The following is a 22,297-nucleotide window of genomic DNA, read 5'->3' as shown; positions in this document are numbered from 1 at the left end:
AGGAAGACCCAAATGGCAAATACATTGATCGTAGGTGCAGGCTGGCTCGGAACTCCGCTAGCAGAAACATTGATGAAAGATGGACACTATGTTGTTGTCACTCGTCGTAGCCAAACTCGATTAAAAGAGTTACCCACCTCATTAACTCACTCCGCATTGTTCGATTTCAATCAATTGAACGCCACAGCACGGCTAGATGAGCTGCTCAAACAGCATCAAATTACGCACGTTATCGGTGCTTTTCCTCCAGGATTTCGTAAAGGACGCGGTCAAGAATATGCACAGCAATGGCAAATACTTGCCAACGCAGCTAAGCAAAACAACGTTGAAAAACTTCTCATGATCAGCTCTACAACGGTTTACCCTAACCTTGCTTCCGATATGGAAGAAGCTGACGCGTCAATCTCTTTAGCAGCCGAAAGCCCTTATTTCTCTGACAATGCACGTATTATGCTTCAAGCAGAGCAGCATGTTATCGACTCGAATATTAGCTTTGTTATTCTACGTTGTAGCGGATTAATCGGGCCAGATAGACACCCATCTCGCTTTGCAGCAAGGCTTCAACAAGTTAGTCGTAAAGCACCAGCTAATATGCTTCATCAAGATGATGCTGTCTCGGCTGCGAAATTTGCCTTAGGCAACTTAAGCAACCAAGTCATTAATGTTACGACACCTCATACTGTCAGCAAGGCTGAGTTCTACCAAGCTGCCATAAACAAAATCGGAAGTGAGATACCTCTTCCACCCGTCACAGAGCAAGCTGACAAGCGTATTCTTGCTGACAAACTACTCTCACTTGGTTATCGATTTCACTTCAATTCAACTTTGGATGCGCTATGAGACTCTATAGACATATAGAAACGCTTTGGGATTACATGCAACTTAAACATGAACTGAAGCCTGCGGACTGTTTGTTTGTGATGTGCAGTAATGATGTGCGTGTAGCGGAGCACGCTGCCAAGCTCTACCACCAAAAGTTGGCACCTTTGATTGTATTTTCAGGGGGTGAAGGTCGCTTCACAGATGGACTGTTTGAAAAAAGCGAAGCAGAAACCTTTGCCGAGATTGCAAAGTTGTCGGGCGTTCCAAGCAAAGCAATTTTGCTCGAGACTAAATCCACAAACAGCGGAGAAAACGTCCGCTTTACTGAGCAACGATTAAAAGAGGAAGGAAAACAATGTTCCTCGTTTATTCTGGTACAAAAACCGTTTATGGAGCGTAGAGCAATCGCGACATTTGAAAAACAGTGGCAGTCACCCTACACTCAGCTCCAAGTAAGCTCTGCGGCTCTTCCATTTTTTGAATACATTAATGAAGACATGCCATTAATGATGGTGCTAGAAGCACTAATGGAAGATTTCTCTCGCGTAAAAAGCTATCCAGAGAAAGGATTTCAAACCGAGCAGAACATCCCTCAGCAAGTCGAATCTTCTTACCAGGTTTTACTCGAGCGATTTGGTTTTGACTTAGTCTAACTTTTTCTAACCGACAACAAAAAGCCACCAAGTTCGGTGGCTTTTATGTATCAATACGGCTTATTTACCGAGCGCTTCTTTGTAATGTTGGCGGCATACGGAGACATACTTATCGTTACCGCCGATCGCAACTTGATCGCCTTCTTTAATTGCCACGCCGTGTTCATCGGTACGAATAACCATATTCGCTTTGCGGCCGCAATGGCAGATTGTTTTGAGCTCAACCAGCTTGTCTGCCCAAGATAATAGATACTTACTGCCTTCAAAAAGTTCGCCTAGAAAATCGGTGCGAAGGCCGTAACACAATACTGGAATATGCAACTTATCAACGACTTCAGTAAGTTGATAAACTTGTTCTTTCGACAAGAACTGACACTCATCAACAAGAATACAGTGACGTTTTTCAACCTCATTCAGAGCTGCGATCTCCTGATACAAATTGGTATCCTGACGAAATAAATGTGCGTCAGATTGAAGACCAATACGAGAGCTCACTTTACCGACACCAAAACGATCATCTAGCGCAGCCGTAAAAATAACTGGCGTCATGCCGCGTTCTTGATAGTTGAAAGAGGATTGAAGAAGCGTTGTTGATTTACCCGCATTCATTGCTGAGTAATAGAAATACATCTGAGCCACAGAGCATTACCTAAAGTTAAAGTTTTAATTTATGGAAATGGAAAATAAAAGGGCTGAATTATCAGCCCTTTAAAAATGAAAATTCAATTACTTACGACGCCACGTTGTACCTTCTGGACCATCTTCCAGAACAATGCCCATTTCGGTCAGCTTGTCACGAGCCATATCTGCATTCGCCCAATCTTTCGCAGCACGAGAGTCGTTACGCAGCTTGATCAGAGCTTCGATTTCAGCCACTTCATCATCGTTACCCGCATCACCTTTTAGGAAGGCTTCAGGATCTTGGTGAAGAATACCGATCACGTCAGCTAGTTCACGCATTAGCGCACCGAGTTCGCTCGCTTTCTCTAGGTTTTCTGTCTTCAGGCGGTTAACTTCGCGCGCCATGTCGAACAGAACTGAGTACGCTTCTGGTGTGTTGAAGTCATCGTTCATCGCTGCAGTGAAGCGAGATACGTATTCTTCACCACCAGCAGGCGCCGCGTTTAGGTCTAAACCACGTAGAGATGTGTACAGGCGCTCAAGCGAAGCACGTGCTTGGTTTAGGTTATCTTCGCTGTAGTTTAACTGGCTACGGTAGTGACCAGACATTAGGAAGTAACGCACTGTTTCAGCATCGTAGTGACCAAGAACGTCACGGATAGTAAAGAAGTTACCTAGAGATTTAGACATCTTCTCACGGTCTACCATTACCATGCCGCTGTGCATCCATGTGTTCACGTATTGTGAATCGTGTGCACAGCATGATTGCGCGATTTCATTTTCATGGTGTGGGAACTGAAGGTCAGAACCGCCGCCGTGAATGTCGAAGTGGTTACCTAGGATTGAAGAGTTCATTGCTGAACACTCAATGTGCCAACCTGGACGACCAGGACCCCATGGTGACTCCCACGTTGGTTCACCCGGCTTAGACATCTTCCAAAGTACAAAGTCTAGAGGGCTGCGTTTTGCTGTTTCGATATCAACGCGCGCGCCAGCTTGAAGCTGATCAAGGTCTTGCTTAGAAAGCTTGCCGTATTCGTTGAACTTACCCACTTCAAACATTACGTCACCGTTATCTGCAACGTATGCAAAACCGCGCTCGATTAGCTTCTCAACCAATTCGATGATTTCAGCAATAAACTGTGTCGCACGAGGTTCAACGTCCGGACGTTTCATGTTCAGAGCATCAAAATCAGCGTGCATTTCACCAATCAAACGCTCAGTCAATGAATCGCAAGACTCACCATTTTCTGCGGCACGTTTGATGATCTTATCGTCGATATCTGTGATGTTACGTACAAACGTCAGATCATAGCCCAAGTAGCGAAGGTAACGTGATACAACGTCAAAAGAGACGAAAGTACGACCGTGACCAATGTGACAGAGATCGTAGATGGTAACTCCACAGACATACATACCGACTTTGCCAGCTGTAATTGGTTTGAATTCCTCTTTCTGTCTTGTGAGTGTGTTATATATCTTTAACATGATCTCTATCTATGATTGTGAATGAATAAAAGAAGATGAGTATATCAACTCCAACCTAGTTAGGTAATAGCAATTAACCGATAAAACGATAATCGGCTAAACTTCAAGCACAAAACGAAGAATTTCCTCTTCCTGAGTTTTTAAAGCACTAGAACTTAGGCTAGAATCTCGGGCTCAACACAACACAGTAAAGGAAAGTAGCATGATCACCCTTCACACTAATTTTGGTGACATCAAGATTCAACTAAACGAAGAGAAAGCGCCAGAGACAAGCGCAAACTTCCTTCAGTACTGCCGCGACGGTTTCTACGACAACACGCTTTTCCACCGTGTTATTGACGGCTTCATGATCCAAGGTGGTGGTATGGAGTCTGGTCTACGTGAAAAAGCGACTCGTGCACCTATCAAGAACGAAGCAAACAACGGCCTAAGCAACAAAGTGGGTACACTTGCTATGGCACGTACTATGGAGCCGCATTCAGCAAGCTCTCAGTTCTTCATCAACGTAAACAACAACACATTCCTAGACTTCCGTAGCGAAAGCCTAGACGGTTGGGGTTACTGTGTGTTCGGTGAAGTAATCGAAGGCATGGACATCGTAAATAAGATCAAAGGCGTTAGCACTGGTTCTTACGGCATGCACCAAGACGTACCTCTAGAAGACGTAGTAATCACTGGTACAACAATTGAAGAGTAATTCTTAGGAATTATTTTTAAAAGATAAGTTAATGGGGAGGCATAGCTTCCCCTTATTTCTATGACGACATTATTTATTTCCGATCTTCACCTTACCCCATCACGTCCTGATATCACGGAATGTTTTGTGACGTTCATACGAACAGAAGCAACAAAAGCTGATGCACTTTATGTACTCGGCGATCTGTTTGAGTTCTGGATTGGTGACGATGACAACACCCCTTTTGCAGACCAAATCCGTGCAGAATTTAAAGCACTGACGGATGCGGGTGTGCCAACTTTTTTCATCCAAGGCAATCGAGATTTTTTACTCGGCAAACGCTTTTGCAAAGAAACCGGTATGACATTACTCGACGATGTCTGCACGATTGATCTTTATGGTCAAAAAGCCGTAATCCTACATGGCGATACGCTCTGCATTGACGATGTGAAATACCAAGAGTTTAGAAAAACCGTTCACAAGCCATGGCTACAATGGTTGTTTAACCGTATTCCTTGGTTCATTAAGAAGAAAATTGTCTCAAAAGTTCAATCCGATATTCGTGATGATAAAATGAGCAAGTCATTAGATATCATGGACGTTAACCAAAATGAGGTCGAGAAAGTGATGTCTCAGAACTGCGTCAACATAATGATTCATGGTCACACACATCGCCCGAACACACATTTTTTTGACGTCGATGGCATTAAAAAGACCCGAATTGTTTTAGGGGATTGGTATACGCAAGGCTCAGTTTTAAAAGTAAATTCTGATAGTTTTGACCTGCAAACGAGACCGTTCATACAGAATTTGCGTTAAGCATGTAGAGCGTGTAGAAGATTCACGCTCAAGTCGTAGATATTTTGTAAAAAATCGCTATTATCATAATACTAAGTTAAACAGAACGAAGTACCTAATTGAAGTATTCTTACGTAGCTCGCCAACCGATTCTGGATAGAGAAAAACGAACCATAGGTTACGAACTCCTCTTTCGAGACGGCCCTAAAAATACCTTCCCTGAAGTAGAACCAGAGCTGGCTACTAGTCGACTGCTATCCGATCATTTTTTGTCGACGCATTACAATACATTAGGAAACAAACTTGGCTTTGTTAACTTTCCGCATCAAAGCTTGGTGAACTTGGTCCCAACTTTGTTTCCTAAAGAATCTCTCGTCATTGAAGTCCTTGAAGACTGCCAACCGACAGAAGAACTGTTAGAAGCCATCAAGCACCTTCATGAGTGCGGGTACAAAATTGCTCTGGATGATTTTGTTCCGACGAAAGCTTGGAAGCGTTTTCTTCCATACGTTTCCATGATCAAGTTTGATATTAGACTTGTGCCGATCAAGAAAGCTGCCATTTTTATTCAGGCGTTGAGCCCATTTAAAATCGACTTTCTTGCGGAGAAGGTAGAGACCTATGAAGAGTTTGAGCAAGCCCTAGAAGCCGGTTTTAACTATTTTCAAGGGTATTTTTTTAGCAAACCTGAGATGATCCAGAAAAAACGGTTGAACCCCGCGTTTCTTACCGTCATCCAACTTTGTAAAGAGATTGCAGATAAGCCCATCGACTTCAATGAGGTTGAACGTCTGTTTTCGATTGATGTGACGCTGTCATACAAGCTGCTTACTTACGTAAATTCAGGATATACATTAACGACTAAGATCAAATCGTTCAGACAGGCGCTTATTTATCTGGGTGAAGAGCGACTACGACGCTTTATTTCCTTAGTTGCAATTGCGTCTGTTCAAGAAGATAAACCTGACTCTCTTTACTCTTTAGCGATTCAGCGTGCACGAATGTGTGAACTGTTACTTAGTCAAATGAACACTAGGTATGACCCTGGGCAGGCTTTTTTGACAGGCATGTTTTCTTTACTCGGATCTTTGCTCGATCAACCGCTCTCGGATGTCATTGAAGATATCCCCGTTGACGAAGATATAAAACTCGCATTAACCAGTCGAAAAGGCGTACTTGGTCACTTACTTTCGATGACGATCGCCTATGAACAAGCGGACTGGGAGTTAGCCGAGCGATATTGCACCGTTCTTAAATTAACCGAACCTCAATTAGCAGACGCTTTTAATCAATCTACCGAGTGGGCTCAAGAACTGCTGTCTCAAACGCCCTAAATCGCTATAATGCCTCACCTCCAGCCTCGCAATTGTGAGGTTGTTTGTTTTTACCGCTTAATTAATCGAGATTTCATTTTATGGCTTCTTCTTGCCCTTGCGGATCTAACCGCACCTACTCACAGTGTTGTGAAATCGCCCACAACAACCATGCTGACGTCACCACTCCAGAGCAGTTAATGCGCTCTCGTTACAGTGCGCATGTGTTAGGTCTAGTCGATTACGTGGTCAACACTTATCATCCAATCTGTAATGCAGAAGAGCAACGTGAAGGCATTGCCCAATCTATCGACAGCGATTGGTGCAAACTTGAAGTTGTAAAAACAGAAGCTGGCAGTAATGACAATGAAGGCTTTGTAGAGTTTAGCGCTTATTTTGATGAAGACGGCAAACGCTACTGTATGACAGAGCGTTCCCGCTTTGTAAAAGAAAATGGGCTTTGGTACTACATTGACGGCACGTTTCCAGAAAAAGAGCTAGAAGAAGAACCAGAACAAGATCCTCGCCTAAACCAACCAGTGAGTAGCCTAAAAGTAGGTCGCAACGACCCGTGTATCTGTGGAAGCGGTAAAAAGTTTAAAAAGTGTTGTGGGTAAAGCATCCATACCTAGCTTATTAAACTCGATTTAATTGGATTCTTGACATCGCTTAGGCTTGTCGAAATGATGTGAATATATGTACCTATTTGAAGTAGATAACTCTACTGCAAGCACCATTAGAAAATATACCGTCATTCTGAACAGCGAGGGACGAGCGTGATTCAGAATCCAATCGCCACTCGCACTGTCGCCGAGGTTTACCCCGAACCAAGAACACTAAATTAAAAAAGCCCCTAGACTCCCGAGTCATAGGGGCTTTCATTTATCTATAGCAGGCTTATTTATGACGCTCTTTCAGTTTATTCACCACGTCATTCATCGATAGACCTTGGTCCTGAAGCAATACCAGCAAGTGGTAAATCAAGTCTGCTGATTCACACACTAACTCCGCCTTATCGCCCGACGTCGCCGCAAGCGCGACTTCAACGCCTTCTTCGCCCACTTTTTGCGAAATACGCTTGGTGCCACGGGCATAAAGACTGGCAGTATAAGAGGAATCTGGGTCGGCACTCTTGCGGGCAGCCAATAGCTGCTCAAGTTGATGAAGCCACACCATTTGTGACTCCTCTTGAGGGTCCACATCCCAGCAAGTTGTGTTACCCAAGTGACACGTAGGACCAATGGGATTCACTTTCACCAGTAGCGTATCGTTGTCGCAATCGAGCTGCATGTTCACTAGTTGCAATACGTTGCCGGAGGTCTCACCTTTCGTCCAAAGACGCTGCTTGGTACGAGAGAAAAACGTCACTTGACCTGTTTCGCCCGTTTTTGCCAACGCATCTTGGTTCATATAACCCATCATCAGCACTTGGCTTGATTGGAAATCTTGTACGATAGCAGGTACCAGACCATCCACCTTTTCCCAGTTGATTCGCTCAACTAGCGAACTTACTTCGGCGGCTTTCACACTCATAGTCGTACCTCAATGCCTTGTTGTTTCAAATACTGCTTTAGTTCACCAATATTGATGACTTGTTTGTGGAATACCGATGCGGCAAGCGCGCCATCCACATTTGCTTTTTGGTAGGCTTCTGCGAAATGCTCCATAGCACCTGCCCCACCCGATGCAATCAATGGCACGTTACACACTTCACGCACCATGTTAAGTTGTTCAATATCGTAACCGTTACGTACGCCGTCTTGGTTCATCATGTTCAGTACGATTTCACCAGCGCCACGCCTTTGTACTTCTTGCACCCAATCACGTGTTTCCCATTGCGTTGCTTTGGTTCGTTCTTCATCACCAGTAAACTGGTAAACCTGATACTTGCCCGTCTCTTTGTCGTAGTATGAATCGATACCAACGACGATACATTGCACACCAAACTTATCAGCAAGGTCAGTAATCAGCTGTGGGTTCGCTAATGCAGGTGAGTTGATAGACACTTTGTCTGCACCAAACTCAAGAATGCGCGCTGCGTCTTCCGCTGATTTAATACCACCAGCCACACAGAAAGGAATATCAATAACTTCTGCAACGCGAGCGACCCAACTTTTATCGACGACACGCCCATCACTTGAAGCGGTAATATCGTAGAACACGAGCTCGTCAGCGCCTTCTTCCGCATAACGCTGTGCCAGAGGAACGATGTCGCCAATGATCTCGTGATTGCGGAACTGAACGCCCTTCACCACTTGTCCATCACGGACATCAAGACATGGAATTATTCGCTTTGCCAACATGCAAACGCCTCCTCTGCTGTGAACTTACCATCTAACAGCGCACGACCAACAATCACGCCAGCCACACCGCTGCCTTTTAGCGCTTCGATATCTGCTAATGAGCCAATGCCACCTGAAGATTGAAACTGCACTTGTGGGTACTGTTTACATAGGTCAACGTAAAGCTCTACATTTGAGCCTTCTAGCGTACCGTCACGAGAAATGTCCGTACAAAGCACGTGCTGCAAACCTACCGTCAGGTAATCGTTGATCAGAGCTTCGATAGTCACGCCTGAATCTTCTTGCCAACCAGAGATCGCTACTTTACGCGTGCCGTCTTGGTCGATGTTGATGTCTAGCGCGAGAACGATTTTCTCTGCACCGTATTTTTCCATCCAACCTTTCACAAGCTCTGGCTGTTTTACTGCTGTTGAGCCAACGACAACACGCTGAGCCCCCGCTTCTAGCAGATCAATCACGTCTTGCTCTGTGCGCACTCCGCCACCGATTTGGATGTTCGCTGGCGTGCTTGCTAGTAGCTTTGCAATTAAATCAAGTTGACGTGCTGTCGTGTCTTTCGCGCCAGTTAAATCCACCAAGTGCAGCCAGTTAGCACCAGCTTGGTGGTACAAGTTGAACTGCTCTGCTGGGTCGACTTTGTACTCAGTTACTTGGCCGTAATCACCTTGATAAAGGCGAACCACCTGTCCTTCAATTAAATCAAGAGCTGGAATAATCACACTAAATCCCTTTTATAATTCTAAGAAGTTTTGAATAAGCTTCGCGCCCGCTTTTGAAGAACGCTCAGGGTGGAATTGCACGCCGTAATAGTTACCGCTTTGTACTGCTGCTGTGAACGGGTTGCCGTATTCACATTCCGCAATCGTGTAATCCCCAACAGGCATCGCAAAGCTGTGCACGAAGTAGAAATACTCTCCTTCTTCAATATCTTTGAAAAGTGGATTACCTGCTTTTGCAGAGACCGTGTTCCACCCCATATGCGGCAACGGCAAATCGCCAGTTTGTAGTAGCTTCACTTCGCCATCACAAAGTCCAAGACACTCAACTAACTCGTCGGCTTTCTGCCCTTTCTCTTGAGACACTTTGCCCAACAGTTGCATGCCTAAACAGATACCTAGTAATGGCTTTTCTACCTGTTTTACCAAGCTGATCAGATCGCGCTCTTCTAGGTTCTTCATCGCTTCGCTGGCGGTTCCCACACCCGGTAGGAATAGCTTATCTGCGGATAATACGACTTGCGGATCTTTTGAAATCGTTACGTCATAGCCTAGGCGTTCAATGGCAAACTTCACCGAAGAAACGTTGGCACAGCCAGTATCGATAATGACAACTTTCTGTTCTGTCACTGTTTTTCTCCTTGCTAACGTTAGCCTTAAAGCACGCCTTTACTACTTGGTAGCTCAGTGCCTTCTACTTTGATTGCTTGGCGTAACGTACGACCAAACGCTTTAAATAGGCTTTCAATGATGTGGTGATCATTGTTGCCCGCAGAAGACAGGTGCAGCGTACACGCTAATGTGTCAGTCAGAGAACGGAAGAAGTGAACCACCATCTCTGTTGAAAGATCACCCACTTGCTCACGGCTGAATTGCGCGTCGAACTTAAGGTAAGGACGACCTGATAGGTCTAGTGCGCATTGCGCCAAACACTCATCCATTGGCAAGCTAAAGCCAAAGCGACCAATACCACGCTTGTCACCCAGTGCTTCTTTCAACGCTTGACCCAACGCAAGAGCGGTATCTTCTACTGTGTGGTGATCATCAATGTGCAGGTCACCTTCCACTTTGCACACCATTTGGAATCCACCGTGCGTCGCAATTTGATCCAGCATGTGGTCAAAAAAGCCAAGACCTGTAGAAATATCGTTACCGCCTTGCTCGTCAAGATTAACGAATACTTTAATGTCTGTTTCTTTTGTGGTGCGAACCACTTCAGCAACGCGAGCCTTCACCGTGAGATCTTTTAGGATCTGTTTCCAACCCATGGTTTCTGGGTTGTATTGAATGCCACGAATTGCCATGTTTTCTGCAAGTTGAAGATCGGTTTGACGATCGCCAATCACAACAGAGTTTTGAAAATCCACTTTGCCACCTTGAAGGTACTCTTTTACCAAGCCCAATTTAGGCTTACGGCAAGAGCAGTTATCTTCATCGAAGTGAGGACAAATCAGCACATCATCAAACTTCACACCTTGAGATTCAAAGATCTCCATCATCATGTTGTGTGGTGCATCAAAATCAGCTTGTGGGTAGCTGTCGGTACCCAAACCATCTTGGTTCGTGACCATCACTAGGCGGTATCCTGCATCCTGCAACGACAGCAGGCTTGGGATAACAAATGGTTCTAGTTTTAGCTTATCTAAACGGTCTACTTGAAAATCAATCGGCGGCTCAACAATTAAGGTGCCATCACGGTCGATAAAAAGGATTTTTTGTTGTTTGCTCACTCGAACTTCCTTATTGCTATTCTTTTGGCGCTCCCGCTATTGAGCGAGAGCGATAAATTCTGTCTCTATTTATGCGTAGTAGTTTCTGATAAATCCAAGCGTTTTTTCGCACTCGTCACGGTTACCCACACTGATACGCACACAGTTTTCAATTGGCGAGTTACGCAAAATAATGCCCGTATCCCAAGCCGCTTTGAAAAGGTCATCGCCATCTGGGAATTTCACCAATAGGTAGTTCCCCCACCCTTCAAACACTTCCAAGTCCGGAATCATTGAAAGGCCAACTTGCAAGTAAGCACGGTTTGCATTCAAATCGAGAACTTGAAACTTCGCTCGCGCTAAACCAGCTTCCGAAAGCGCCTGAGTCGCAATTTCTGCCACTGGAACTGGGACTGGGTAAGGTGCGATAACTTTAAGAAGTACATTAATCAGCTCTTCGTTCGCAAGCGTAAATCCACAACGTAGACCTGCAAGCGCAAAAGCTTTCGACAGAGTACGCAGAATTGCAAGGTTCGGGTATTGCGCCAGTAGGTCTACCGTTGACGCTTCTGGACAAAAATCGATGTACGCTTCATCCATCACCACGATTGCACGGTCTTTTGTCATCTCAAGCAGAGACACAATGTCCTCACGCTTAACCAAGTTACCTGTTGGGTTGTTTGGCGAACATACAAAAACCAGTTTCACGTTATCCAGATTAGCTTCGATGCCTGCAAGGTCTAGTTGCCAATCTGACGTTAGCGGCACGGTTTTGCGCTCTACACCGATGGTTTCTGCACTGATGGCGTACATACCGTAAGTCGGTGGGCAGTAAAGAATCGCATCTTCACCCGGCTCACAGAATGCACGAATTAACAACTCAATACCTTCATCCGCACCACGAGATGTTAATGTTTGCTCTGGTTTCACACCCGCATAGGCTGCGTAAGCAGAAATCAGTTCTTTAGGCTGACATTCGCTGTAACGATTAAGACGAGCGAAGTCTGTTTTGTATTCATTATTGAATGGTGATTCGTTGGCGTTTAGCCATACGTCACCGGTACCACCAATTCGACGAGCCGACATATAAGGGGTAAGTTGTTGGACTTGTTTGCGCGCTAGCTTTTCCATCTCAATATCCTCTTACTTAGCTGCCAGTTTTTCTACGCGAATGGTCACTGCACGTTTGTGTGCATCCAGACCTTCTGCTTCCGCCATGGTGACCACCGTTGGTGCAAGGTTCTTTAGACCATCAGCAGACAGCTCTTGAACCGTCATACGTTTCGAAAAGTCCGCTAAGCCTAAGCTTGAATACGTGCGTGTGTAACCGTAAGTAGGAAGAACGTGGTTAGTGCCCGATGCATAATCACCTGCTGATTCAGGCGACCAATCACCTAGGAAGATAGAACCTGCGTTATCTAATAGAGGTAGAAGCTCACGAGGGTTCTTAGTCTGAACAATCAAGTGCTCAGGACCGTAGTAATTGGAAATAGAAACTGACTGCGTCATCGACTCAGAAATAATGATCAAGCTTGATGCCAGAGCCTTTTCTGCGATGTCTGCACGAGATAGCTCCTTAAGCTGACGTTGAACCACATCCGTCACTTGATCAGCAATCACAGGAGAAGGAGTCACAAGTACCACTTGAGAATCAGGACCGTGTTCCGCTTGGCTCAAAAGATCCGCAGCGATAAAGTCTGCATCTGCGGTTTCATCGGCAATTACAAGAACTTCTGATGGACCTGCTGGCATATCAATCGCAGCACCACGGAAATCATTACTTACCTGACGTTTTGCTTCGGTCACGTAAGCGTTGCCCGGACCAAAGATCTTATCTACTTTCGATACCGTCTCGGTGCCATAAGCCATTGCAGCAACTGCTTGGCCACCACCGACGTTGTACACTTCATCAATGCCACACAGTTTCGCGACATAAAGGATCTCATCAGCGATTGGCGGTGGAGAACAAAGAACGACTTTACGACAACCTGCAATTTTTGCAGGAACGCCGAGCATCAAAACAGTCGATGGCAAAGGCGCACTGCCACCCGGAATGTACAAACCCACTTTTTGAATTGGGCGTGTTACTTGTTCACAAAGGACACCTGGCTGGGTTTCCACCTTGATCGGTTGCGGCTTTTGCGCTTTGTGGAACTTAGAAATATTGGCGTAAGCTTGCTCTAATGCGCTCTTCATTGACTCTGACAAACGCTCTGACGCTGCCTTAATTTCCTGAGAAGAAACACGAATGGATTCAGGCTTAACACGGTCAAACTTTTCGGTCAGCTCAATAAGAGCAGAGTCACCTTCTTCTCGAACTTTAGCAATAACTTCGGCCACAGCAGTGGTGATATTGGCACCTTCTGCAATAGCAGGGCGCTCCAAAATAGAGTCTTGCTGATTCTCACTTAATGATTGCCAAACGACTGTTCTCATGATGCTTACTCCATCATTTTTTCAATTGGTAGAACGAGAATTGAACTTGCGCCCAACTCTTTCAGCTGTTCCATTGTTTCCCAGAACAGGTTTTCAGAACTCACTAAGTGAACAGCCATTTTCTGCTTATCTGCAGAAAGAGGAAGAACAGTTGGGTCTTCAGCACCTGGCAGTAGTGCTTTAATTTGATCTAACTTCTCTGCTGGGGCGTGAAGCATAATGTACTTAGATTCTTTCGCTTGCTGCACACCTTGCATGCGAGTTAACAGCTTTTCGATTAGCGCCACTTTGTCTGCGTCGAACTCACCTGTGCGTTGAATCAATGTCGCTTTTGATTTGAAGATAATTTCAGCTTCTTTAAGGCCGTTCGCTTCCAGTGTTGCACCTGTAGAAACCAAATCAGCGATAGCATCAGCGAGACCCGCGCGAGGCGCAACTTCTACAGAGCCTGTCAGCATACATGTAGAGAATGGAACGCCGGCTTCATCCATGTACGCTTTTAGAAGTTGAGGATACGTTGTAGCAATACGCTTGCCAGCTAAGTCTTGTGGACCGTTGTACTCTTCGTCCTTGTCGATTGCGATAGATAAACGACAGCCACCAAAATCAAGTCGACGAAGCTGAACAAACTCGCAGGGTTCACCTAATGCTTTGCGGTCAAGGCGAACTTCTTCTAGCTCATTTTCGCCAATAAAGCCAAGGTCAACCACGCCATCCATAATTAAACCTGGGATGTCGTCGTCACGAACCAAGAGTAAATCAATTGGCATATTTTCAGAATGGACAACTAAACGCTCGCCCATTACGTTGAACTTTACGCCGCACTGTTTTAGTAGAGCTTGACTCTCTTTGCTAAGACGACCTTTTTTCTGAATTGCGATTCTTAAACGTTGTGTTTGCATTGCTTTGTCCCTATGCAAGATTTTGATATCTAAGTATTTTTCAAACTAATAAAACTAAAAAACCCTCGGGAGATTGAAGTCTCCCGAGGGTTTAAAATCTGCTTTTACTTTGATTTTACCTCCGGGAGTTTCCTGCCTCCCGGGTATGCGTACATCGCCCGAAAGACTAGATTGGGTGATGATGGTGATGAATGTTCATTACAAAATTACGCATACTTATTTAAGGCTCTTTTTGAGTTGCTTTGTTAGTAACCACACTAACTAAGGATTCTATATTTTTCAATACTCAATTGAATATTTTCTAAATATTTTTCACAAGACATTGATTTAAATGAAATTAAATTCTTTTCCATATTGAATACTCTGGTGGAAAGAACACCTCCAATCAGCTCTACTCTGACGAAGAAAGCGAAGAATAGTATGAATATCCACCAAATCAACTATTTAGACCGTACCCAACCCATTAATTGACATTTTTATCAATAAAGAGACAGCAACTCACGTTTGAGACAAGTCATTCAAAACTATTATTAGAGCGGGGCAAAAAATAGTGATTAACAATGAAACTGCGTAACGGTAGTAATAAACAAGCTGTAGATTTCGACGATACGGCACTATACCCGTTGATCGGCAATAGTGCCTGTATCCAAGAACTTCGTACTGCAATACAAAAGTACGCTCAATGTGATGCTGAAGTCCTCATTCAGGGTGAAACTGGTGTTGGGAAAGGTCTTTGCGCTCGCCTTATTCATCAATTGTCGAACAGACACTCAGCACCTTTTGTGGAAGTCAACTGTGGAGCCATTCCAAGTGGTCTTATTGCATCCGAGCTTTTCGGCCATGAAAAAGGAGCATTTACAGGCGCAATCTCAGAGCGTATAGGTTTTATTCAAAAGGCACATAAAGGCACCCTATTTCTTGATGAAATTGGTGACATGCCACCAGACTTACAAATCCACCTCCTTCACTTTTTGGAGAGTAAACAAATCCATAAAGTCGGAGCGGATAAATTCATTGACGTGGACTGTAGGGTCATTGCAGCAAGCCACGTGGATTTGAAAAATGAGGTCGTACAAGGAGGATTTCGTGAAGATCTATTCTATCGGCTTAATATATTGCCATTAACTATCCCTCCACTGAGAAAGCGTGGAAAAGACATTATTATTTTATCTGAACACTTTCTAGCAGATCTGTCTCATGGTCAGGTACAAAAAATGTCTGATAAGGTAAAAGCCAAGCTCCTCAAACATCGTTGGCCAGGCAACGTAAGAGAACTGCGTAATGTCATCCAACGAGCAATTGTCATGTGTGAAGATCACACGCTTCTCGTCGCTGACTTGGGCCTTGATAACAATGAGAGGCAATTGCTCCCTTCTGTGGACCAAATTGATCTCGACTACCTACTGCAAGCTATCGAAGAAAATAAACACAATATGAGTGCGGCTGCACGTCACCTCGGCATTTCAAGAACAACGCTTTATCGATTAATAAAGAAATACAACTTAAATGTTTAAATACTGTATAGGTGTAACGTAACACTGTGTAACAGGTAACTCTTTAGATATCATTTAGTTAACTCTGCATCGCAACCATGCGGATTTTTCTGTATTAAAAATCAAAAGCTTAAAATGGGCATAGTCTTTGCTTAGAACTAAGAAGAAGATGGATTGCTTTTCCATTACAGCCCATCAAGGAGAGCTCGGTACACAAACAATTCGCTCTTAACACGAGACTTTTATCCCCAAAAACGCGATTGCCCCCCTCACCTAAGTCGCGTTAAAAAAAGCTCCGCTAAATTAGCGGAGCTTCCCTCTGTAACGAATCTATTCAAAACAACTTACGCACTCTGGCAAGACGCTATTTTAGACTTTGAAAGCCATGACAAAATAGCGCAAACGATAACGAATGTTATCGACGCTGCAATGAACGAGAACGCAATTGAAGCAGTCATACCAAGGGCAATAAAGCCGACGCATGAAACAAGCGCGACTGATAATGCATAAGGTAGCTGTGTTGATACGTGATCAATGTGGTTACAACGTGCACCCGTCGATGACAAGATAGTCGTATCTGAGATTGGTGAACAATGGTCACCGAATACCGCACCAGCTAAAACCGCACTCAACATCGGTAGCATTAGCGCTACGTCTGTTGCACCAGCCATGTCTCCGGCGATTGGAAGCATGATGCCGAACGTACCCCATGAAGTACCTGTTGAGAACGCCATCAGGCCAGACAGCAGGAATAAGATAACTGGGAGCCAATGAGGGTTGATATTTCCCTGCGCCATTGTCGAAAGGTAAGTACCAGTCTTCATATCACCGATAACAGAGCCAATGGTCCAGGCAAATACTAAGATTAGAATCGCACCAAACATAGACTTAGCACCAATCCAAAGTGTACGTGCGATCTCAGCCATTGGTAGACCTTGCTTCACAACAGTAAACAGTGCAACTGCTAAGCCAAGCAAGCTACCGTAGATTAGTGATGTACCTACATCTGTATTTTCAAAAGCACCAAGAAGCGCAAACTCCTTACCATCAGCAGCCAATGCTTGGCCACCCGTGTAAAGCATTGAAGCGATAGTCGCGATAATCAGCGTCACGATAGGAAGTATCAAATCTGACACTTTACCCTTTTCACTTTCACGGATATCTAGCTCTTCATTTAGGTCATGCGCTTCTTGCGAGTCATTTTCTTTGTCTTTATCAAAGCCACGACCTTGCGATGCAGAGATCTCATGCTCACGCATTTTACCAATATCAAGACCAAACCACGCAACAGCGAACACCATTAGCAGCGCAAAAACGGCGTAGAAGTTCATTGGGATAAGACGAACATATGCGCCAAGAGCCGAATACTCTGTGATCCCATGTGAGACTAAGATCCCGCCAATAATAGTAATAATGTAAGCACCCCAGCTAGAAGCAGGCATAATTACACACATTGGAGCAGCGGTTGAGTCTAGAATGTACGCAAGCTTAGCGCGAGACACATAAAAGCGATCGGTTACTGGGCGAGAGATCGCACCAACAGCAAGGCTATTAAAGTAATCATCGACAAAAATGAATACGCCTAAAAAGGCGGCAAGAAGTTTGGAGCCGCGTTTACTCTTCACTCGAGATTGTGCCCATTCAGCAAAAGCACGAGTACCGCCAGAAAGCGTTAATAAAGCTGTTGTCATACCTAATAAGATTAGGAAACCAACAATGCTCATGTTCCAAGTGTTAATTCCGCCATCTTCAATAAAGACAGAAGAAACTTGAGAACTGACGTAACCTGCGGTGTCGCTGATAGACCAGCTATTAAGTAGCACCGCACCTAGCACGATACCTACACCCAAGGAAACTAATACACGTCGAGTCAAAATCGCCAAAGTCAAAGCGACAATAGGTGGCAATAATGAAACAGGAGAACTAGAAAAATCTATTAAATTCATGATCTTCAAAAACCAAAGTTTGGCTAGAGATCTACTGCAGACAAGTCACGTAGCATACGATACGTGCTCATGTTGAACTTAGCGACAGGGAAGCGAACACTCCACCCAACCCTACAGTAGCGCTCCATAGTTTAATGTGAATATATACTATGGCAGTGTTGTTCCTTTCAGATACAACCCCAGCAAGTAACTTTGATGAGTTACTTACTTCGGCAATCTTCGCCTTCCACTATTATTCATTGGCATCACCCCAATAATAGCTACTCTTCGAGACCGCGCCTCTACGGCAACAACAAACAATTAACCACTAACTGTACAAATTAACAACAAATTGTCTGCAATATTGCATCAGGTGGCAGCCATTGTACTTATGATGAGAGTCAATGCAACACATCAAACTAAATTAAACAAATAAATAATGACTGAGATAATTTATAAACCTTGCCTACTTCCATAAGTTTTGTGCAACTGAAATCACATCAATCATGTTATTTATGAAACATTATTACTACCTTAGAAATATCATGGTTTATCTTATATCAATAAATTAAGGATATATGACACACCATTAAAGATGGATGCTTCATATTTTTAAGTAATAACTCAAATTTTTTTATAAAAAACCAAGCTGTCGCTCTCTCTATACAATAATGATTGTTGATTTTAGTTCTCATCTAATAATGATTTATTTCGAGTGTAATAATATTAATTGCTTTAAAAAATAGTCAAATTTAAACAAAATCTTGATTTAGCATTTGCACATAAGGAAAAGATAAAGTTAAATATAAGGACTCTTTGTTTATTTATAGATTGGCATTATTTAATCGTAACGATAAAAAGTGCCCAACACATTAACCTTTTAATAGGAATCGTTATGTCAGAGCTGACTAAAACCCTTCTAAATATCCGTAGCCTTCGTGCATTTTCTCGTGAGCTGACTCTAGAACAATTGGAAGAAGCTCTAGATAAACTCACTACTGTCGTAGATGAGCGTCGTGAAGCAGAAGAAGCAGAACGCGCAGCACAAGCAGAGCAAGAAGCTAAGCTTGCAGAGATTGCTGAGAAAATCGCTCAAGACGGTATTGACGTAGAAGCACTTATTACTGCGCTATCTGGCGAAACTAAGACGAAAGGCAAAGCGAAGCGCGCACCTCGCCCTGCTAAATACAAATACACAGATTCAAACGGTAATGAGAAAACTTGGACTGGCCAAGGTCGTACACCTTCGGCGATTCAAGAGCAACTTGATGCAGGTAAATCTCTGGATGAGTTCCTAATCTAGATCCGTGCTATTTTTAAAAGGCTCCCATAGGGAGCCTTTTTTATTTAAACCATTACAAATAAAAAAGGCACATTTCTTAATGTGCCTTTTACTTTAGTTACAGAATAGTTAATTAAACCGCTTCGTATTAACGTTCCCAGTATGCTTCTTCTAGGCTATCTTCTCGCTCAGGAAGTCCGCGCGACAATCGTGGTGAATGTTGCACGAGAACTTCGTAGCTAGCACGGTTTGCGTATTTGCAGACTTGAGAAAAAGAAGAGTAAGTTAAATACTCGTTACTGTGCTTGCTTGAATTAGGCACATTTTCTTTATGGTATTTATTTGCTGCCATATCATGAAGAACAGCAGATAACGCGGCATCACCTGCGCCATTTGTATTCTTAATTTTTTCTGGGCCACCCATATATGGCGAGATATGCGAGTACACTTTTATTGGCGTCTCGCATGAGTCTTTTTTCGCCGGGCGACTAAATTCATAACGATTAAATTCAGCAATTGACCCTGGAAGTAATGGCAAAGAAGTTTCGCGCTTCGCGCTATCTTCCGTATACCCAGCCATAAATAGACCTACAGGACCCGCCGTGCACAATACTAGATCAGCCCACTCCAATGTTTTATCAGACGCAGCAAGTGGATCAGATTCCCCCGTCAGAGCTTCTGCTTCATCTTCATTCATCGCAACGACTGAAACGTTATCTCTAATGAATTCTTGCCAATATTTAGGGTCATCTTGAATAACAAACTTTGTGCCTAAAGTCAGAACAACAGGCACATCATTCTTTTTCGCGTACTCAATCGCTTTCATTGTTGCTTCCGGCATTGGGTCGCCGTCTTTACAACGTACTAGATATGACGTCAGTACAAGTGCTGATGCATTTTTAAAGATTTTCTCTGGAATGCTATCAGGATGGAGTTGGTTCATTTGCCCTTCGCTGATAGCAAAAGTACGTTCACCGTCTTCTGTGATAAGAGCAAAACAACGGCCAATTGCACCATCTACACCTTGTAGGTAGTTCAAGTCCATGCGGCTTGATGTATTACAAAGATAACGGTAACCGTAGCTGCCAATCTTAATATCCTGGCTCATCACTCCAAGTAGTGTGGAGCGGTCATCCGCTAGCACGGAGTAGTTATGTAGCGTGTTACCAATTGTACCGCCCGCATACTCATTGGTAATCAAGTTCTCTTCTTTCAGTTGCTGGTATAACTCTTCTGCTCTTTCGTCATCGATAACCAGAGAGTGACCTTTACTCAGACCGTACTTTTCAATCACATCCGTTGTAACTTTTGCTTCAATATCAACCAAGGTTTGGTCAATACCAATGATGTGAGTGCGCGTCATCTTCTTGCTTTCTTGTGCTTGGCTCACCAGCGGGTCACGAGCATGAACAGGAAAATAGTGCTTCGATTTGCGTTGTCCAGGAAATTTCATATTGTCAGTCTGAGTAAGGGGATGAAAAGGAGAGCGGATTCTATACCGCTAATAATAAAGCAGCAATAAAAGCGATTATAGCAAACGTTTGCTGACAGCTTTTTTCTTTTAGGTGGCTTATTCACCTTCCATAAAGCTGAGATCTGGTAGTTGCTCAAGGTGCTCGCTATAACGCTTTAGGTTGAACTCACCTTCATTCTTCATTACATCAAAAATCTCAATTGACATCGCACATGCCATCATCGCAACCGCATCTTCACGTGGTGTGCCAGTCATCATTAAACGCATAAGGGTTTCTTTTACTTTAAGCGGGTTGCCATCTTCGAGCTGATTTTCAACAATTTCAATCAACTCACTTTCTTGCATAAATTGGTTTTCTTCTGTCATTTGGTGTTTCCTCTTGGATTTTGGCCAACTATGCCATATATACCTCTTCTATACTTGCGAAATTACTCGTTCGAATCTTTGTTGAAGAAAAATCCAGCGAAACGAATTGTGATTTCGATCTCGGATCTGTCACCGGTCTGTGGATTCTGATAGAATCTGCATCCCGTTTATTTAAGTGGTGTTTAGTAATGTCTGATAACAGCCAAAAGAAAGTCATCGTCGGTATGTCCGGCGGCGTTGATTCATCTGTTTCCGCGTATCTTCTAAAGCAGCAAGGCTACCAAGTAGAAGGCCTTTTCATGAAGAACTGGGAAGAAGATGACAACGAAGAATATTGTACAGCGGCAGAAGATCTTGCTGACGCTCAGGCAGTATGTGACAAGCTAGGCATCCACCTACACACTATCAACTTTGCTGCCGAATACTGGGATAACGTATTTGAGTACTTCCTTGCTGAATACAAAGCTGGCCGTACTCCGAACCCTGACATTCTTTGTAACAAAGAAATCAAGTTCAAAGCATTCCTAGAATTCGCTGATGAAGTACTTGATGCTGATTACATTGCAATGGGCCACTATGTGCGTCGCTCTTTCCCAGAAAATGGTGAAAAACCACAGATGCTGCGTGGTCTAGATGGCAACAAAGATCAAAGCTACTTCCTGTACACATTAAGCAACGAGCAAATCGCACGTAGCCTATTCCCTGTTGGTGACCTAGAGAAGCCAGAAGTACGCCGCATTGCTGAAGAGCAAGATCTAATCACGGCGAAGAAGAAAGACTCTACTGGTATTTGTTTCATCGGTGAACGTAAGTTTACGGAATTCCTGGGTCGCTACCTTCCAGCTCAGCCTGGTAATATCGAGACTCCAGAAGGCGAAGTGATTGGTCAACACCAAGGCCTGATGTACCACACACTTGGTCAGCGTAAAGGTCTACACATTGGTGGCCGTAAAGGCGGCGGTGGTAACGAGGACCCATGGTTCGTTGGTGAGAAAGATCTAGAACGTAACGTTTTGATTGCCGTTCAAGGTAAAGACCATCCAATGTTGAAATCAGAAGGTCTACTTGCATCACAACTTCACTGGGTAGATCGTGAGCCAATTCGCGATGTTATGAAGTGCACAGTGAAAACTCGTTACCGTCAGGAAGATATTCCTTGTACAATCATCCCTATCGATGATGAAAACATTAAAGTTATCTTTGACGAGCCACAAATTGCTGTAACTCCAGGTCAATCAGCAGTGTTCTACAAAGGTGACGTGTGCCTAGGTGGCGGCATCATCGAGCAACGCATTAAATATTCTCAAGCTTAGGAGTCGT

At 43.9% G+C, this 22,297-nt stretch carries 22 protein-coding genes, 1 riboswitch and 1 other annotated feature; of the genes, 9 read left to right on the top strand and 13 right to left on the bottom strand.

Features of this window, described 5'->3' with window-relative positions; genetic code table 11:
- The first annotated feature begins 12 nt into the window (after positions 1-12).
- Entirely contained in the window at positions 13-840 is an 828-nt protein-coding gene (locus tag N646_RS00980) for an NAD-dependent epimerase/dehydratase family protein (protein ID WP_017634682.1), read from the top strand.
- Positions 837-1,475 carry a YdcF family protein gene (locus tag N646_RS00975; RefSeq protein WP_017821723.1) on the top strand — a complete coding sequence of 213 codons (639 nt, stop codon included), beginning with the start codon at positions 837-839 and terminating at the stop codon, positions 1,473-1,475. The genes N646_RS00980 and N646_RS00975 overlap by 4 nt, the downstream gene beginning before the upstream one ends.
- A 60-nt stretch (positions 1,476-1,535) precedes the next feature.
- Here the strand turns inward: N646_RS00975 and N646_RS00970 are convergent, their stop codons facing one another.
- Positions 1,536-2,114 carry a thymidine kinase gene (locus N646_RS00970; RefSeq protein ID WP_005378154.1) on the bottom strand — a complete coding sequence of 193 codons (579 nt, stop codon included), beginning with the start codon at positions 2,112-2,114 and terminating at the stop codon, positions 1,536-1,538.
- An 87-nt stretch (positions 2,115-2,201) separates the two neighbouring features.
- Positions 2,202-3,584 carry a cysteine--tRNA ligase gene (gene cysS, locus N646_RS00965; protein WP_017821722.1) on the bottom strand — a complete coding sequence of 461 codons (1,383 nt, stop codon included), beginning with the start codon at positions 3,582-3,584 and terminating at the stop codon, positions 2,202-2,204.
- Positions 3,585-3,786: 202 nt separating this feature from the next.
- On the opposite strand from cysS, the gene N646_RS00960 reads away from it, so the two are divergent.
- From N646_RS00960 to N646_RS00945, 4 genes are all read left to right on the top strand, one after another.
- Complete coding sequence (locus tag N646_RS00960) at positions 3,787-4,281, top strand: peptidylprolyl isomerase (protein ID WP_005378156.1); 495 nt, start codon at positions 3,787-3,789, stop codon at positions 4,279-4,281.
- A 60-nt stretch (positions 4,282-4,341) separates the two neighbouring features.
- Entirely contained in the window at positions 4,342-5,079 is a 738-nt protein-coding gene (gene lpxH / locus N646_RS00955; protein ID WP_017821721.1) for a UDP-2,3-diacylglucosamine diphosphatase, read from the top strand.
- Between the two features lie 98 nt (positions 5,080-5,177).
- On the top strand, positions 5,178-6,392 hold the full coding sequence (locus N646_RS00950) for an EAL and HDOD domain-containing protein (RefSeq protein ID WP_017821720.1): 1,215 nt from the start codon (positions 5,178-5,180) through the stop codon (positions 6,390-6,392).
- Between the two features lie 80 nt (positions 6,393-6,472).
- Positions 6,473-6,988 (top strand): YchJ family protein, encoded by a 516-nt coding sequence (locus N646_RS00945; RefSeq protein WP_017821719.1) that lies wholly within the window; start codon positions 6,473-6,475, stop codon positions 6,986-6,988.
- Between the two features lie 280 nt (positions 6,989-7,268).
- On the opposite strand, the gene hisIE is transcribed toward N646_RS00945, so the two are convergent.
- The 8 genes from hisIE to hisG form a co-directional block, all read right to left on the bottom strand.
- Positions 7,269-7,904, bottom strand: coding sequence for a bifunctional phosphoribosyl-AMP cyclohydrolase/phosphoribosyl-ATP diphosphatase HisIE (gene hisIE, locus N646_RS00940; RefSeq protein ID WP_017821718.1), 636 nt, complete (start codon positions 7,902-7,904; stop codon positions 7,269-7,271).
- Positions 7,901-8,674, bottom strand: a complete 774-nt coding sequence (hisF, locus tag N646_RS00935; protein ID WP_017821717.1) for an imidazole glycerol phosphate synthase subunit HisF — start codon at positions 8,672-8,674, stop codon at positions 7,901-7,903. Before hisF ends, hisIE begins: the two co-directional genes overlap by 4 nt.
- The gene (gene hisA / locus N646_RS00930; RefSeq protein ID WP_005390889.1) at positions 8,656-9,393 is read right to left on the bottom strand and encodes a 1-(5-phosphoribosyl)-5-[(5-phosphoribosylamino)methylideneamino]imidazole-4-carboxamide isomerase; all 738 of its coding nucleotides are present in this window, start codon (positions 9,391-9,393) and stop codon (positions 8,656-8,658) included. The genes hisF and hisA overlap by 19 nt, the downstream gene beginning before the upstream one ends.
- Before the next feature lie 12 nt (positions 9,394-9,405).
- Positions 9,406-10,020 (bottom strand): imidazole glycerol phosphate synthase subunit HisH, encoded by a 615-nt coding sequence (gene hisH / locus N646_RS00925; RefSeq protein WP_017821716.1) that lies wholly within the window; start codon positions 10,018-10,020, stop codon positions 9,406-9,408.
- A gap of 26 nt (positions 10,021-10,046) precedes the next feature.
- On the bottom strand, positions 10,047-11,120 hold the full coding sequence (gene hisB / locus N646_RS00920; RefSeq protein WP_005389832.1) for a bifunctional histidinol-phosphatase/imidazoleglycerol-phosphate dehydratase HisB: 1,074 nt from the start codon (positions 11,118-11,120) through the stop codon (positions 10,047-10,049).
- Positions 11,121-11,189: 69 nt separating this feature from the next.
- Positions 11,190-12,230, bottom strand: a complete 1,041-nt coding sequence (gene hisC / locus N646_RS00915; protein ID WP_017821715.1) for a histidinol-phosphate transaminase — start codon at positions 12,228-12,230, stop codon at positions 11,190-11,192.
- Between the two features lie 12 nt (positions 12,231-12,242).
- Entirely contained in the window at positions 12,243-13,535 is a 1,293-nt protein-coding gene (gene hisD / locus N646_RS00910; protein ID WP_017821714.1) for a histidinol dehydrogenase, read from the bottom strand.
- Between the two features lie 5 nt (positions 13,536-13,540).
- Positions 13,541-14,437 carry an ATP phosphoribosyltransferase gene (hisG, locus tag N646_RS00905; RefSeq protein WP_005378180.1) on the bottom strand — a complete coding sequence of 299 codons (897 nt, stop codon included), beginning with the start codon at positions 14,435-14,437 and terminating at the stop codon, positions 13,541-13,543.
- Between the two features lie 53 nt (positions 14,438-14,490).
- Positions 14,491-14,628: a sequence feature (His leader region), on the bottom strand.
- Between the two features lie 369 nt (positions 14,629-14,997).
- Between hisG and N646_RS00900 the strand changes: the two genes are divergently transcribed.
- Positions 14,998-15,951, top strand: coding sequence for a sigma-54 interaction domain-containing protein (locus N646_RS00900; protein WP_005388056.1), 954 nt, complete (start codon positions 14,998-15,000; stop codon positions 15,949-15,951).
- 323 nt (positions 15,952-16,274) lie between these two features.
- Here the strand turns inward: N646_RS00900 and tet(35) are convergent, their stop codons facing one another.
- The gene (gene tet(35) / locus N646_RS00895; RefSeq protein ID WP_005378182.1) at positions 16,275-17,876 is read right to left on the bottom strand and encodes a tetracycline efflux Na+/H+ antiporter family transporter Tet(35); all 1,602 of its coding nucleotides are present in this window, start codon (positions 17,874-17,876) and stop codon (positions 16,275-16,277) included.
- 109 nt (positions 17,877-17,985) lie between these two features.
- A riboswitch (Lysine riboswitch) is annotated at positions 17,986-18,168 on the bottom strand.
- Between the two features lie 582 nt (positions 18,169-18,750).
- On the opposite strand from tet(35), the gene N646_RS00890 reads away from it, so the two are divergent.
- Positions 18,751-19,158 (top strand): H-NS family histone-like protein, encoded by a 408-nt coding sequence (locus tag N646_RS00890; protein WP_005378185.1) that lies wholly within the window; start codon positions 18,751-18,753, stop codon positions 19,156-19,158.
- Between the two features lie 127 nt (positions 19,159-19,285).
- On the opposite strand, the gene N646_RS00885 is transcribed toward N646_RS00890, so the two are convergent.
- Positions 19,286-20,590: an inosine/guanosine kinase gene (locus N646_RS00885; RefSeq protein ID WP_005378187.1), complete on the bottom strand. Its 1,305-nt coding sequence runs from the start codon at positions 20,588-20,590 to the stop codon at positions 19,286-19,288.
- A 117-nt stretch (positions 20,591-20,707) separates the two neighbouring features.
- The gene (locus N646_RS00880) at positions 20,708-20,977 is read right to left on the bottom strand and encodes a hypothetical protein (protein WP_005378190.1); all 270 of its coding nucleotides are present in this window, start codon (positions 20,975-20,977) and stop codon (positions 20,708-20,710) included.
- Positions 20,978-21,165: 188 nt separating this feature from the next.
- On the opposite strand from N646_RS00880, the gene mnmA reads away from it, so the two are divergent.
- A complete protein-coding gene (gene mnmA, locus N646_RS00875) occupies positions 21,166-22,290 on the top strand; it encodes a tRNA 2-thiouridine(34) synthase MnmA (RefSeq protein WP_005378192.1) in 1,125 nt (374 codons plus the stop codon).
- Positions 22,291-22,297 lie beyond the last annotated feature (7 nt).

The organism is Vibrio alginolyticus NBRC 15630 = ATCC 17749, from assembly GCF_000354175.2.
Lineage (GTDB): Bacteria > Pseudomonadota > Gammaproteobacteria > Enterobacterales > Vibrionaceae > Vibrio > Vibrio alginolyticus.
This window is presented reverse-complemented; position numbering and strand designations above follow the sequence as displayed.